The organism is Cryomorpha ignava (genome assembly GCF_010686655.1).
Taxonomy (GTDB): Bacteria; Bacteroidota; Bacteroidia; order Flavobacteriales_D; family Cryomorphaceae; genus Cryomorpha; species Cryomorpha ignava.
On the sequence record NZ_JAAGVY010000038.1, the window covers coordinates 1 to 15,310 of the forward strand.

The following is a 15,310-nucleotide window of genomic DNA, read 5'->3' on the forward strand; positions in this document are numbered from 1 at the left end:
ATTGCTTTTTTCATAATCATCGTCCAATTAAAAATCCAACCTTAAAGTCGAATTGGGGTTTAATATTATTTTTTGAATTTAAATCATACCGAAATTCGATATTCGTACTGTTTGCGCCGCTTATTGGCAAAAGCACTCTGAATATCAATGGAATTCCAAAAGTATATTTTGGATTTTCGAGTCTTTGGATAAGTTCTGGTGCGGGAGCTTCTATATTGTTGATTATAAACTCGGAGCCGATACCGGCAAAGAATACTTTCCATATTCTATAGTCAATATTTGCACCTATAGTGTAATTTGAAACAAGGGTTGATTCAAACCGCTTATCATTTGCCCAGCCCATTTTTGAAGCATTAAAAACTGTTTGCAGTTCTATTGTCAATCCTGAATTGTCTGAAATGTGGTAACCACCATCGAGTGTAACCCCAAGCCCATCGGGATAGTAGCCCGTGCTATTCTCCCAGTCAAAATCAGCACCGCCATATAGCCTGTCCCAAAACCGTTTAGACGATTTACCATCTATTTTTACCGGCTTTTCCTTGGTTTCTTTCTTATTCGCTTGGCTAGTGGTATCGTTAACCTCTTGTTTAACTTTTTGCAGTTTCGCAAATAACTCCTTTACATTCTTAGCCCCATTTACTTGGTCAGGCGAAAGCAAACCGTCGGCTGTTATCTTTTTCTGCAACATATCAAGCAGCTTTGTCTGGCTAAAACTCGAGGCATTCATTTTAGGATCAAGCTGGGTGCCGGAATAGTCTGCCATTTGCGGCTTCATAATCGAAGCAAATTCGGGTTTCGCCTCAAGCGATTTCATGATTCCCATATGTTTATCCGCAAATCCTGCAAGCAATTTTGAATCCTGCTCTTTATATGATTGCCACAGTAAAGCGCGTTTCCTTAATTTCCGCAGCATTTTTTTCTGTTGCTTCGTGCCTTCTTTAAATGTAGTCTTGTACAGGTGCACACGCTTTTTCATATAATCAGCATAGTACTTTGACCCATATTTTTTCTGATTGGCTTTGTGCTTTACTTCGGCTTGATTGGAGTTTTGGGTATTTAATCCGGGAATATTTTCTTCACTTAATTTAACAGCCGCTGAAATGACTTTTTGCTTTTGACTTTTTAAAGTTTGAGGCTTGTTATTTCTATCGGTTTCCATTTTACCAAAGCTGGCAGCCGCAGAGCGCATCAAGGCATTTGCGCGAAAGGCATTACTATCGCATAAAGTATATAAGAGCTTGTCTTCTAAGTCAATAAATTTTAAGAAGCTTTTTCTGTAAGCCTTTTCACTCCTTCTATCTAGAATGGCGAGCTGTTTTCCATAACCTTTCGTAAACTTTTTAAAATCGTTTACTTTAGGTATTTTAAAGGCTTTTAAATGTCCGTTCCGGGCATCGTTCAGAGAAGGAAAACGAAAATTTCCCTGGGCAAAGGCCACTTGGCTAAAAACTATAAAGGCTATAAGAGTTGATATGCGTCTCAACGTAATCATGGCGGCAAGGTAAAGAATCCATTTTGCAAAATTTAACCATGTCTGCTGAAAACGTTAATTCTTTCCGCAATTACAAATTGTGTCTAAATGACACTTAGTGCGTTACTAAAGGCATTCAGAATGAAATCTATTGTTGATAACTTTTTTCGAATATTATTGCTTAATTCAATTTTCGAAATGATTTTTGAGGCGGTCAGTCAAAATTATTGGTCGTTTATTTAAACTTTTGATCATTTTTTTTAACTGAATCATGAAAATATTTGGAATTAGAGGTAGTTTTTCTCTTCACGACAATTGGTCTCTCTCATTCTCTAAAAATCGTTCTTTTTTCGTAAATTCACGTGGCAGAATATAGAACAGCTCCCAAAAATATTTCTTCACCTCCAGTATTTATTCATTACCAAAGCATCTCCAAAGCACGCCAGCCTCTATGCAACCAGTATACATCTCTACTGGAAACCCTATCTACCTCTATACCAACAAGAGTCAAAGGATAGCCTATTCGAATCCCACACAAAATAGCGACCTACTTGTTTAAATTGTATCTTTGCAAACCGAAAAGAAAAGATGAAAAAAGACGAAATAGTATTAGACAGCATTGAGTCTGCTATTAACGATATTAAAGCCGGACGAGTAGTAATAGTGGTAGATGATGAAGACCGTGAGAACGAAGGCGATTTTGTGGCAGCCGCCAGATCTGCTACTCCCGAAATGATAAATTTTATGGCTACTCACGGACGCGGACTTATTTGCGCCCCGCTTATTGAAAGCCGTTGCGAAGAATTGGAACTAGGACTTATGGTGCAGAGTAACTCAGCGACACATGAAACTCCATTTACAGTTTCAGTAGATTTACTGGGTCAAGGTTGCACAACGGGTATTTCGGCCAGCGACCGTGCTAAAACGGTGCAGGCGCTTATTAATCCAACTACAAAACCTTCAGATTTGGGCAAGCCCGGACATATATTTCCGCTTAAAGCGAAAAGTGGTGGCGTACTGCGACGTACAGGACATACCGAAGCTGCCATTGACCTGGCGCGCATGGCTGGATTTGAACCCGCAGGTGTAATCGTCGAAATAATGAATGAAGACGGCACCATGGCCAGGTTGCCACAGCTAAAGGAAATTGCAGAAAGATTTGACCTGAAGCTTATCAGCATTCAGGATCTTATTCAATACCGCTTAAAACACGAATCGCTGATTACTAAAGATATCGCAGTGGAATTGCCAACCGAATACGGTGATTTTCAATTGCATTTATACCATCAGGTTACCAACGATCAAAAGCACATTGCCCTTGTAAAAGGCACTTGGACTGAAGATGAGTCTGTACTGGTACGCGTACACAGCAGCTGCCTTACCGGAGATATTTTTGGTTCGTGCCGTTGCGATTGCGGCCCCCAACTTCACGCCGCTATGCAGCAGGTAGAAGCCGCCGGAAAAGGCGTAGTGGTTTATATGAATCAGGAAGGACGAGGAATAGGTCTGCTGAACAAACTAAAAGCATATAAACTTCAGGAGCAAGGTCTTGATACTGTTGAAGCCAATCTACAACTCGGTTTTAAAATGGATGAGCGCGACTACGGAATTGGCGCACAGATATTGCGCGATCTCGGTGTTCGCAAAATGAAACTTCTTACCAATAATCCAAAAAAACGCGCCGGCCTAATTGGGTACGGATTGGAGATTATAGATATCGTTCCTATAGAAATGCGCGCTAATAAGCACAACAAACGGTACCTAGAAACCAAGAGAGATAAAATGGGTCATAGTTTGAAGATGGATGATAGCGAATAGGTTTTTAGTTCTTGGTTTTTGGATCTTAGTTTCTTGTGCGGTTGGTAACTTTCGACTAAAGTGAATCAGCAGGGATGGTTGGCTATTTTTGTTGCACTAATAGATATATGCCTTTGATGAAGAATCGTGGAGAAAAATCATAATGAACTGTTTATCAATGCACGCGCGCCCCCAAACCCCTAAAGCGGCGAGCCAACTGCACGGTAAATCATTTCATGAGAAACTTTGAATTTAATTACCCAACCGAATGGTAACAGGATTAATTTAAAGGAAAACAGTTGTGTTTGCAAGAGGTGTGCGGGTCTCCCTTTAGGGCCGGGGCGCGGGAAGGAGTTGAAAATCAATTTCTTAAAATAATTTTATCGAAACGATCTAGTTTTCAGACCTGATGTCTAAAGAGATTAGTTCAGGGGCTAAGGAGGAGCGCAGGCATGGTATTTCCCTGTTTTTAGAAGAAAGTTTCGTCACTTAACCTAGCGACTTGAGACTAGCGACTCGCGACCCGAGGCTAAGACCCCACACGCGCGACCCGCGACTCGAAACTACTGCTTCTCCGCCTTATCATTACTAAACAGCCCTTTTATCTCTGTAAAGAATTCATCAAGAGTGTCAAAATCTTCCTGATAAACCAGCCCTATTCCTTGGGTGTAGATTGAGCTTGAAGTAGAAAACACTTCATACGGATTGGTCTCGTTAAATACTTTCAATCGAATTTTTCCATCTTTGGTAAGTGAATATTCCACAAGGAAATCTCCCAGAATGCTCGTTTGGCTTGGATTGTATTGGGTTTCGGTGGCAGAGGTAACGCCAAAGTTGCCACGAACCGTAAGTCGCTCGTTAAAGAGCTGGGTACTAAGTGCCACGGCTATTTCCTGATTGCTTATTTGATCGCCGGGACGGTAATTCACACCAATGTCAAATTCATTGCTCAATTCTGATAGCCAGCTGCTTATCTGCGAACTCACAAAATCGCTTGTTGTAGCCGCTCCCAATCCGCTAACACCCGCCAATGCCTGATTATTTGCCGTTTGTGCAACCGGTAAAAAGCGATTGAGAATGAGCAGAGAAAATACCTGCTGATTGAGCTGCTGTGTGGTACTTGCAATACTCGCCAGCTGACTCCTTTCTGTTTCGGTGGCTGCCGGAAGTTCAATTTCGAAATTAATTCCCGGATTCAAAAGCTTTCCACTTAGGCCAAGAACCACATTCACATCTTCACGACCCCGATACCTGTCTTGGTTTTCGATCATGATGGGATACAACGGTGTGCGCAGACTATACGTGGCTGTAATATCAATATCGGCCTGATATGGATCTCCATACCAGCCTATTACCCCACCCTGACGCACTTTAAACTGCTTGTTGATCAGGTTTTGAAGTGTAAACAAATAGCTCCCTTCCTGAATTTCATATCTACCAAACATCAAAAATTCACCTGTTGGCGAAATCTCTAAAGTAATCTTTCCGCTTCCTCTTCCGCGAATGATGTCGCCCGCTTTTTCGTCAAAGATGAGCTGTATCTCAGCATCGGGCGTGGCATCTACATTAAGTCGCAATTGCACGCCACTTAAATCTAGCTCCCGTACTTGTTGCTCGTCGTCTTTCTTACTCACAAAATGGACAAAGTTCTCCATCGTTACATCCTCCGTTTCATCAAGCGGAAGCTTTATGGACGTCCCTTTTTGAGTAGTTGCATCGATATTAATCTCAAGAAATCCCTCATAACCACCTATCTGCATAGTGCCTGTGCCGTAAGCAGTTCCGTAGTATGTGCTGTTCATGTCGCGCGTGGTGTTCATCAGAAAAAAGCTATTTGCCTCTACTGACACATCGTATGACCAGCGGCTATAATCTTCATGAAACGCCGATGCAACCACAAAGCCTTTATGACCGGACTCGTCGTAAATAGGTTTGTAGTCAATTCCAAACCAGCCATCCTCTACCCGCACCCGGTCATTAAATCGGTAATAAGTATTTAAGTATTCGACTTTAAAAATCGCATCTTGAAAATCGATATATCCATCAAGTACCGGAGCGGTAAGATCTCCGGTTATAGCAATTTCGCCATTTGCAAACCCGCTGTAATCATTGATTTGCGGAATTTTAAACGCGTTGAGTATCCCCAGATTGAAATCATTTAAAAAGAGTTTTCCCTTAAGTGGATTTTCCTTGCCAATTAGATAATCACCTTTAAAATCAATAATTTTATCGCCTCCGCGAATTAGATCTCCCACCAGGCTTAGCGAATTTGCATCAGCCAAATACCTGCTGCTCGCTGTAACATTTCCCAGTTCGTACTCGCCATAGCCGAGGCTATCAATCGTAAGATCGGCCTTTACTATGCGCTCATCGTAAAAATCGCGAAGGGTACCGTTTAGGTTTAGCACACCACGCAGCGATTTATTCATGTCTATGCCTAAAGAATCAAGTGAAGAAAAATCAAAATTTTGCAGTGATACCCGCAATTCATCCTCCTTATTTTTACTTATAATTCCTTGTACATCCAGTCTTTGGTTGTGGTTTGTAAAAAGTAGGCTGTCGACCTGAATTCTTGTAGAGTCGATAATTATTTTCGCTGTGCGATCTATTCTCCAAAGCGAATTTTCACTCCCCAGATATCCCGGTTTTAGCTCAATGACGCTGTGCCGACCGGCACCAAAGGTTACCTGCCCCTGCAAATCAGCTTGAGTAGATCTGTCGCTATTGAACCAACCTATACCTACCTGACCAATATCGTTGTATGCCTCCAAATCAATATCCAGATTTTCCAGGTGGAGCTTTTGAATTTCTGCGGTGCCGGCGTATATTTTTCCTTTTAATATTTCGCTTATTTTTCCAAGGTCGGCTGTAACATCTTCAACAGAGTAATCACGGTATCCCAAATAAGTAGATCTCAAAAACAGGCTAAACGATCTGTCGCGCGAATTATAAGATCCGTACGTCGTCGTGCCCGATGCAATATCAAGCTCAGGCAATAAAAGACCCGTTATCAGATTTTTCTGTTTGTAGCTTAAGCTAAAATCAAAGTTCTGTTCATTTTTCACCTTTTCCCTTTCGGCAACAGCTGGCAGGACCTCAGCTATCAGGTTTTGAAAACTTTGCGGCAATTCGGCAACATCAAAAGCTCCGGTGAGGTTAATGTCAACCACATCGCTGGTGAAACTTATTTTTCGATTGCTCACATTTCCCACCGCCGAGAGTTTAACCTCGTCGAGAAATAAAAGCGAATCACCAAAACAGATAAAGGTATCATAGGCTGATAATGAGCCATTAATATCGTTGGCCGACTTCCCAATCGCATTCAGCGAAAGCCGCGTGCTAAACGATAAATGCTCTTGGGTATCAACAAGTTTTAGAGTAGTGAGATCAACATTGATAATGTCTGCATCAAAATCCAAAATTGGAACTTTTGATGAAAAGTCAACAATTCCCTGAAATCTAAAATCAACATTTGGATCGCGTGAAGTAAGCTGGCCTTCAAATTTCTTGCTAGCCACTTTACCATCTACATTTATATTGCGGTAATTATAACCAGAGTATTCCATGCTCTCTATTTTTCCTACAACGGTAGCCGATTGTAGTTTTTCTTGAGAGTATGCTGTAACATCGGCCTTTACGGCAACAATTCCAAACTCTTTTATATCGAATACCCTTCCTACATCTAAACTTTTGGTGCTTATTCCACCGTCGTAGTTCACCCTTTTTTTCAATGAATCTGCTTCTACATGCAAGTCGAGTTTTACAGTTCCCGCCTCGGTGGTCAGATTTCCATAGGCTACAAAATCGTCTGGAAATCCAGTATATGATCCTTCAAAGAAAAGACTTCCCGCACGCTCTAATTCAACCGGAAGGCTACTTTTGAAATTTGGATCGGGACTTAAATCAGTACTAATTGCAGCCAAATCATGGTAGTCGCTCGACAATTGTTTTATGCGCAGATCAATAAAAGCATTTTCGGCATCGGGCAAACCAGTAATATCAATATCGCCTCTAAAAATGCTTCGCTCTCCGGCTGTTAGTCGCATGTCACGACCTTTAATATTAGCAATGGGCCCAGTGATTTTGCCTTCTACGTAAATCGGGAAATCTATATTGTAAAGCTGTGGCACGAAATAGCCAATATCTTTTAAATTTAAAGTACTCTTGTCCAGTTCAGATTTCCACTTTATGGAATGCAAAAAATCTCCATAATCATCCCAGCTCTTTTGCCGTAAGGCTATATTGCCAAGTATTTTGCTATTTGGAGTTGAAAGCTCCAGATTTTGAGTTTGAATTCCATCGTTGTCTACAATGAGTGTTCCACTTAAATTACTCAATGTCATTCCGCTCTTTTCGCGAAAGCTAAACGATTCAAATTCACAGTTTAAACTATCATTTATAAAAATAAAATCTTCAATATTTCCATTGATATAATTTACCGAAATATTATTGAGATCCATTCCGGTTTCCAGCGGATCGCTGTATGGATTTGAATAGGTAAAGCTGCAATTGCGTAACATAACCGATTTTGCCGAAAGGAGTAAATCTGACTTTATCGAATCAACATCGAGTGTATCGGGATTACTGAAATATTCGGTAATAAAATCGAGGTTCATAGCCCCGTTTTCATCAATTCTGCGCAGGTTTACACGGGCATTATCGAGTTCCAGATCGCCAAATCGGAAGGTATTGCTGCGTATTCCCAGCCTTCTTACGGTAAGGTTTATCCGCTTAGCATACATTAATGTATCGTCTTGCTGATCAAAAACAACAAAGCCATTTAGGGTAAGTCTGTTTATAAAATCAATATCGATTTTATCTACCATCACTCTGGCATTCAGTCGCTCGCTAAGGCTATTTGCAACCCACTGGCCTAATTTCGTCTGTACAGTACTCGAATTTGTAACCACGAAAAAAAGCCCTGCCAGCAAAACAAGCAGAATGAATAAAATGAACAATATTTTGCGCAGTGCTCTTATCGTCTAAAGATTATAAATTTGTCGAAAATAATACAAGTTCACGACCCATTGAAAAGTAATTCGGACATTCTCATTCTCGGCATTGAATCTTCTTGCGATGATACCTCTGCCGCCGTGATAAAGAACGACAAAATTCTTGCCAATATCACTGCCGGGCAAGATGTTCACAAGCTTTATGGCGGAGTGGTGCCAGAGCTTGCGTCGAGAGCGCACCAAAAACACATTGTGCCCGTAGTTTCGCAGGCTTTGGCTCAAGCCAATATTTCGGCTGGCGATCTTGATGCAATCGCCTATACCCGCGGCCCCGGGTTGCTCGGTTCCCTGCTCGTGGGTAGCTCTTTTGCAAAATCAATGGCGCAGGCACTTGGCATTCCTGCTATTCCCGTGCACCACATGAAGGCGCATGTATTGGCTCATTTTATCGATTCACACCTTCCTGTTCCGCCTTTTCCTTTCTTAAATTTAACGGTAAGTGGTGGCCATACCCAAATAATAAAGGTGAGCGATCCTTTTACTTTCGATGTTATTGGTCAAACGCTTGATGATGCAGCTGGTGAAGCGTTTGACAAATCTGCTAAATTATTAGGGCTCCCCTATCCCGGTGGCCCGGAAATAGACAGGCAGGCAAAATCTGGAGACAAAAACCGGTTTACTTTTACCAAACCAAAAGTTGAAGGTTTGAGTTTTAGCTTTAGCGGGCTTAAAACCAATTTCAGAAACTTTGTAGAAAAGGAGACGCGCCGCAATGCTGATTTTAAGCGTGATAACATGGCCGATCTCTGCGCATCTATTCAACATACCATTGTAGAAATGCTGATGGAGCGGCTTGTTGAAGCGGCAGCGCTTACAGGTATAAAACACGTTGCAATTGCTGGCGGAGTATCAGCCAACAGTTATTTGCGGACTCAACTCGTGGCCGTCGCAGACAAATATGGTTGGCAAACATACATTCCGCCTTTTGAATATTGTACAGACAACGGTGCAATGATAGCGATAGCGGGATATTTCGAATTTCAAAATAAAGAACGCGATACTTCTTTGAGCACCTCTGCCACTGCACGTTGGGAAATGTAAGTTATTGTTTGAGTCCACTCCGACAAGTAAGTTGTCTTAGAATTCACTATTTGGTGTTTGGTAATTCACTATTTATCAAGAGGTTCCGCTTTCGACCAACTAATCTTTTTACACATCTTTTTCAACCTTATTTTTTTCGTCTTATTCTACATATTCGTAAAGTTGGATTGGTAGAATTTTCATCGAAGCATGTATTCCCAAAATAATTTCACTTATTGGTTGTCAATGCACTCGCGCGCCCCCAGCCCCTAAAGGGGAGCTTCCGCCGTACACATTTCGACTAAGCTCAATGCATCGCATTATCGTTCCCGAAAAAGCATAACTTTTATAAGGTTAAAAAATAGCGTATTAATGAATAATATTGCTCCTATGACTAACTTGTGCGGCTGTACCCTTTAGGGCAAGGGCGCGCGAGGGAGTTGATTACGCCCTACGGTTGGAGACCGCTGCGCTAAGTTGTTAGTTATTTGTAAAGAGTAATTTCTATTGGATAATTTTCATTCAAGATGCGCTGCATTGAGCGGTGGTTGTCGAGCGAAGCCGAGATGAGTCGAAATGTGCTTAGATATTAGTTTAGGCGTTAAGGGCGAAAAAGCGAATTGTTTCTTCAACCACCTTCTTAAGTGGTTTCGGTATTTCGATTTCATTCCATGGGTGGCTTGCGCCGAATGTATGTGAACCATTCTGAATTTCAATCAGGTGAGCATATTTGCTCCATCCTTTCAATCTGTCAGCTTCTTCAAAATTCACTGCTTCATCAATATCGCCATGAACTATAAGCCAGGGAATATCAATTTTTCGTGCCGCAGTTTCAATATTCAGTTTTTCCTTATCGGCTACATAGTCCTCATAAAACGCATATTTATGTGGCATTTCCTGTTTTGTTCGCCCATTTAGCACAGTAGTCACACCTGTTTTTTTCCAGGCATCCATATCAAAGTTAAAGCGCTCGCCATAATCAGCTACAGATGCCCAGGTAGTCAGGTGCGAAATGGCGGCAGAGCGTGCGGCATGAAGTATGACAATTCCGCCACCACGGCTATGTCCAATTAAGGCAACTTTCTTCCAGGATTTGACTTTACCATTTACCTCAATTCCCGAAGCAGCGAGATTCGTAATTGTCTCAATATCTTCGAGTTCGCGTGAATAGGTATTTTCGCTGTACGCTTCCAAATCGGGAAAGTCAATTGGGTTTTCTACCGTTCCTCCATTGTGCGAAAAGTTGAATTTCAAAAAGTCAAATCCCGCTTCCGCGAAAGCGAGCGCAGCCAAATGCCAGGCTCCCCAATCTTTGAAACCTTTGTAGCCATGAGCAAAAACTACCAGTGGTCTATCAGCTGAATTTTCTGCCAGATAAAGATCAAACGGGCTTTTGCGGTTGTCTGAACCGGAATAAACGAGATTTTGATAAATTTCCATTAAAAAATTTATTTAGTTTTGTTGAGACGAATTTAGGCATTTGAGATAGTTCCAATTCTATACGAATCTACCTTTATTTCAAAATCATATATACTACAATCGAGTCAGAAAAACCAGTCTATGAAACCATTTTACTCCCTCTCTCTCATTACTCTTTTATGTTCTTTACTGCTGTCCTCATGCGCCTTTCACAATGGAAACATGACCGGAAATGCGAGTCTTAGCACTCGGAATTTCGAAATCAAAACCATTGTTATGGGCACGGCGAAGACCTCGCATGTTTTCGGAATTGGAGGTTTGAAAAAACAAGCATTAGTCTATGAGGCCAAAAAAGATCTCTATCGCTCCTATCCCCTCTCTGAAGGTCAGGCTTTCGCCAATATTTCTGTCGATTTTAAACGTTCATACTTTTTTATTGTCAATACTACCGTGGCAACTATAACTGCAGATGTCGTTGAATTTAAGGAAGGTAGCTATGATAATATTCAAACGGGATTTCAGCAATTGATTGAATATAAATCTGATTCAACTGCCTATAGCTCGCGTCCATTCAAGACAGATCAGGTGGTGGCTTTATTTGAACATAATACACTCATTCCGGTGAGAATAGTTGCAGATATCAACACAAAAAAGGATCAATATATTGTTGAATATGTTGATCCTTCAAATGGAACCCTTAAATCAATAAAACCCGATGAACTTTTTATTATAAGCAACAATGAACTTTCAGACAATTTCAAATTCAAAATTGGAGACGAGGTGAAGGCATCAACTTCTGGTTATTCTATAGTCTTAGCTGTTGGCATTGAATATCTTATCATAAAGAGTAAATTCAAAACATATAAAGCTAAATCGGCCTTCATGAGTAAAATTTCTCAGTAATTAATAATTTGAAAATGATTCCATTTTTAAAACCAGGATTATGAAGTCAGTATTTACATTACGCACAATATTCTTTGGTCTATTTTTATCCTCTTGCGCCTTCCACGGAGGAATGATGACGGGTAATGCCAGCTTAAGTGGTGGTGATTTTGAAATAATATCTATTGAATCGGGAATGGCTAAAACAACACACATTTTTGGCATTGGCGGACTTGATCATCAGGCTTTGGTTTTTGAAGCAAAGAAAAATTTGTATAAATCTTGTCCCCTCAAAAAAGGTCAGGCTTTGGCCAATGTCACTGTTGATTTTAAAAGATCGTTATTGATTGTTGTGGCCACAACAAGAGTAACTGTTACTGCAGATTTGGTTCAGTATGGTAATGCGATCGATACAACTATCCAGCGTGGCGTAGGCATATATTCAGAACCAATCAATTTTGTTAAATCCGATACGGTTGCTCACACTCGCCCATTCGGTTACTTCACTTCAAATCAGATAGCAGCAATTTTTAAACATAAAGAGCTGGTGCCAGTCCGCATCCTCAATGGAGTTGAAACTTCGAATGGCAAGTATAATATTGAATTCTTGGAACCGGCGCGAAAAAGTGAGGTATTTATAAGGCGATCAGATCTTTATCTGGTTAATAAATCAGATGGCTTTCCGCATCACAAATTCAAAGTGGGCGATCCTGTGAAATTTTTCTTTAATACCAATATAGTGTTCCAAAACGGCGTTATAACTGCCATCGGAACAGATAAAGCAATTGTTAAATCAGGAGTTTCTACTTACGAATTAGATTTGGTTAAACTTATTCCAGTTGACTTGAAACCTACAAAAGATTAGCAATAAACAGCTTAAAATAGCAACATCAAATTCATTCTGGATCAAAGAATAAATTAGGGCGGTTTCACAAACCCTAAAATCACATTTACAGACAACTTAAAACAAAGTCGGCTGGCTGTCGTCCGGATTATCTTTCCGTTTAAACTTCTTTCGTGGTGCAGGCTTATCGGCCTCCTTTTTAGTCGTTTCATCAGGTTCGACAGTATCTGAATCTTCTTCAGGCTCTTCATCTGAACCTTCATCATTTACATCAGTTTCAGAATCCATACCGCCGTCATCTTCACCTGAATTATCTTCTGGTTCTTCTATTTCTTCCACTTCGTCTTCCAGAATTTCGGGTTCTATGCGATCAATGGCTTTTACTTTTAGCGCAGTGAGCCTATTGCCCATAGCGGCAATTCCTTTCACAGAAATAAATTCTACCAGGTCTATTTCTTCATCGTCTTGTTCGTTGCTGCGCTTGTCAAATTGCAAGTTCACGCTTGGCGTTGGATGCGTCGTTGCAAATTCCAAAAATGATTTCTCGTGTTCGGTAATAAACTCAACCGGTTTTTGACTCACTTCAGGATGGAAGCGTTTTACATTGTACTGCTCCTTCTCTCCTTCCCAATACACTGCGGTAATTATCTTTTCGGGATTCAATTTTTCGATTACCACCATGTCTTCATCAAAGCGAGTACTCAAATCAAAACCGGTAGTTTTGTAATATCCACCTTGATATACAGAAAGAATTCTATCATCGCCTTTGAAAGTACCAAGGTAAGTGCCCCTGCCATCGGCATTGAGCCTCTGCACGATATCGTCAAACCAAATTTTGCGCGGAGCAAGCGTACTGGTTCCTTTTTCTTTAAGCTCTATTTTGCTTACAATGTGCTTCGTCAAAATATTTCCTTTTGCCGCACGACCTTTAATAGACTGATCAGCAAAATCAAAATCGAATCTTAGTTTTTTAAGCGATGTTCTCGGACGCAACTTTACATGCACTACTTCGGCTTCTCCGTTATGGTTTGCGCTAAAATAGAGCAACTTTGATCCTTTGGTTCCGGCAGTAAGATCGTAATCCTTGTCGCGGGTAATGCTATTTACCGCAAACCGTTTAACCATGGCAGAACCACTTGTTCCATCTTGATACGCCATATTGTATATGGTGCGCTTGTCGCCTTTTTTCCAAACGTATGCGTGGATAATGTCCTTGCCTACAAATTTCTTCTGATCAACGCGGGTAACTTGCATGACGCCGTTTTCACGGAAAATGATAATGTCGTCAATATCAGAGCAATCGCATACATAATCTTCTTTTTTGAGACCGTAACCAATGAAGCCTTCTTTAAAATCAACGTAAAGTTTTTTATTAGCTACAACTACTTTTGAAGCTTCGATGGTATCAAAAGTTTTGATCTCTGTTTTGCGCTCTTTTCCGGCGCCGTATTTCTTTTTCAGATTTTTGAAATACTCAATGGCAAAATCAATCAGATTGTCTAAATGGTGCTGCACCTGTGCAAGATCATCTTCCAATCTGGCCAAAAGTTCGTCTGCTTTAAAGCTATCAAACTTAGATATCCGCTTGATTTTAATTTCAGTAAGCCTTACAATATCATCTTCAGTAACAGCTCGTCTTAAGTGAGAAATGTATGGCTGAAGTCCCAAACGGATATTCTCAAGCACCTCTTGCCATGTTTCGGCTTCTTCAATGTCGCGGTAAATGCGATTTTCAATAAATATTTTTTCCAGCGAAGCAAAATGCCATTGTTCATGGAGTTCATTGCGCTTAATCTCAAGCTCTAATTTTAGCAAATTAACAGTCTGATCTGTCGATCGCTTAAGCATATCATTCACATCGAGAAAATGCGGCTTATCATCTTGAATTACTGCGGCATTTGGCGCTATACTTACTTCACAATCTGTAAAGGCATAAAGCGCATCAATGGTTTTATCCGGAGATAATCCAGGTGGAAGATGGACAATAATCTCGGCCTTATCTGAAGTATTATCTTCTATCTTTTTAATCTTTATTTTCCCCTTGTCATTGGCTTTTACCACGCTATCAATAAGCGATGAGGTGGTGGTACCATGCGGTATTTCGTCAATTACAAGCGTTTTGGTATCCTGCTGGCGAATTTTTGCACGTACGCGAACGCGCCCGCCACGCAAGCCGCCATTGTACTGGCTAAAATCGGCCATTCCGCCATTTGGAAAATCGGGTAGAATATTTGGCCTTTTGCCCCGAAGTATCGCTATTGAGGCATCGATAAGTTCAATAAAATTATGCGGAAGCATTTTACAGGCGAGACCGACGGCAATACCTTCTGCACCTTGCGCCAAGAGTAGTGGAAATTTTACCGGAAGGAAAAGTGGCTCTTTATTACGACCATCGTATGACATTCCCCACTCGGTAGTTTTTGGGTTGAAAACCACGTCGCCGGCAAATTTAGACAAGCGCGCTTCAATATAACGCGGTGCAGCTGCGCCATCTCCAGTAAGGGTATTCCCCCAGTTTCCCTGCATGTCGATAAGCAGATCTTTCTGACCTAGTTGCACGAGCGCATCGCCAATTGACGCGTCGCCATGCGGGTGGTACTTCATGGTATGACCTATTATATTGGCCACCTTGTTGTAGCGCCCATCATCAAGGTCTTTCATGGAGTGCAAAATACGGCGTTGTACAGGCTTAAGCCCGTCGTACAATGCTGGAACAGCCCTTTCCAGAATTACGTATGAGGCATATTCCAGAAACCAGTTTTCGTAAAGTCCCGAAACCGGAATTACCTTTTCGCCTGTGTGAGCACCCTGCTCTTCTTCTTCGTTTGTATTATTAATATCGTCTTTTTCTTCTTCTTCCGCCAT

The 15,310-nt window shown here is 41.1% G+C and carries 8 protein-coding genes; 4 read left to right on the forward strand and 4 right to left on the reverse strand.

What is annotated here, in order from left to right; all coding sequences use genetic code 11:
* Positions 1-16: 16 nt before the first annotated feature.
* Complete coding sequence (locus G3O08_RS16035; protein WP_163286412.1) at positions 17-1,492, reverse strand: hypothetical protein; 1,476 nt, start codon at positions 1,490-1,492, stop codon at positions 17-19.
* Positions 1,493-2,059: 567 nt separating this feature from the next.
* On the opposite strand from G3O08_RS16035, the gene G3O08_RS16040 reads away from it, so the two are divergent.
* Entirely contained in the window at positions 2,060-3,289 is a 1,230-nt protein-coding gene (locus G3O08_RS16040) for a bifunctional 3,4-dihydroxy-2-butanone-4-phosphate synthase/GTP cyclohydrolase II (RefSeq protein ID WP_163286413.1), read from the forward strand.
* A 542-nt stretch (positions 3,290-3,831) separates the two neighbouring features.
* Here G3O08_RS16040 and G3O08_RS16045 read toward each other — a convergent pair.
* On the reverse strand, positions 3,832-8,226 hold the full coding sequence (locus G3O08_RS16045) for a translocation/assembly module TamB domain-containing protein (protein WP_163286415.1): 4,395 nt from the start codon (positions 8,224-8,226) through the stop codon (positions 3,832-3,834).
* 39 nt (positions 8,227-8,265) lie between these two features.
* On the opposite strand from G3O08_RS16045, the gene tsaD reads away from it, so the two are divergent.
* The gene (tsaD, locus tag G3O08_RS16050) at positions 8,266-9,321 is read left to right on the forward strand and encodes a tRNA (adenosine(37)-N6)-threonylcarbamoyltransferase complex transferase subunit TsaD (protein WP_239541287.1); all 1,056 of its coding nucleotides are present in this window, start codon (positions 8,266-8,268) and stop codon (positions 9,319-9,321) included.
* Positions 9,322-9,894: 573 nt separating this feature from the next.
* On the opposite strand, the gene G3O08_RS16055 is transcribed toward tsaD, so the two are convergent.
* Positions 9,895-10,740 (reverse strand): alpha/beta hydrolase family protein, encoded by an 846-nt coding sequence (locus G3O08_RS16055; protein WP_163286417.1) that lies wholly within the window; start codon positions 10,738-10,740, stop codon positions 9,895-9,897.
* Positions 10,741-10,860: 120 nt separating this feature from the next.
* Here G3O08_RS16055 and G3O08_RS16060 point away from each other — a divergent pair, with 120 nt between their 5' ends.
* Entirely contained in the window at positions 10,861-11,622 is a 762-nt protein-coding gene (locus G3O08_RS16060; protein WP_163286418.1) for a DUF6567 family protein, read from the forward strand.
* Positions 11,623-11,662: 40 nt separating this feature from the next.
* The gene (locus tag G3O08_RS16065) at positions 11,663-12,466 is read left to right on the forward strand and encodes a DUF6567 family protein (RefSeq protein ID WP_163286420.1); all 804 of its coding nucleotides are present in this window, start codon (positions 11,663-11,665) and stop codon (positions 12,464-12,466) included.
* 96 nt (positions 12,467-12,562) lie between these two features.
* Here the strand turns inward: G3O08_RS16065 and G3O08_RS16070 are convergent, their stop codons facing one another.
* A complete protein-coding gene (locus tag G3O08_RS16070; protein ID WP_163286422.1) occupies positions 12,563-15,310 on the reverse strand; it encodes a DNA gyrase/topoisomerase IV subunit A in 2,748 nt (915 codons plus the stop codon).

Bases quoted from the DNA above. Each gene is read 5' to 3' on its own strand.
- G3O08_RS16055 (WP_163286417.1), bottom strand. From the start codon at position 10,740: ATGGAAATTTATCAAAATCTCGTTTATTCCGGTTCAGACAACCGCAAA.
- G3O08_RS16070 (WP_163286422.1), bottom strand. From the start codon at position 15,310: ATGGCGGAAGAAGAAGAAAAAGACGATATTAATAATACAAACGAAGAA.
- G3O08_RS16065 (WP_163286420.1), top strand. From the start codon at position 11,663: ATGAAGTCAGTATTTACATTACGCACAATATTCTTTGGTCTATTTTTA.
- G3O08_RS16060 (WP_163286418.1), top strand. From the start codon at position 10,861: ATGAAACCATTTTACTCCCTCTCTCTCATTACTCTTTTATGTTCTTTA.
- G3O08_RS16040 (WP_163286413.1), top strand. From the start codon at position 2,060: ATGAAAAAAGACGAAATAGTATTAGACAGCATTGAGTCTGCTATTAAC.
- G3O08_RS16035 (WP_163286412.1), bottom strand. From the start codon at position 1,492: ATGATTACGTTGAGACGCATATCAACTCTTATAGCCTTTATAGTTTTT.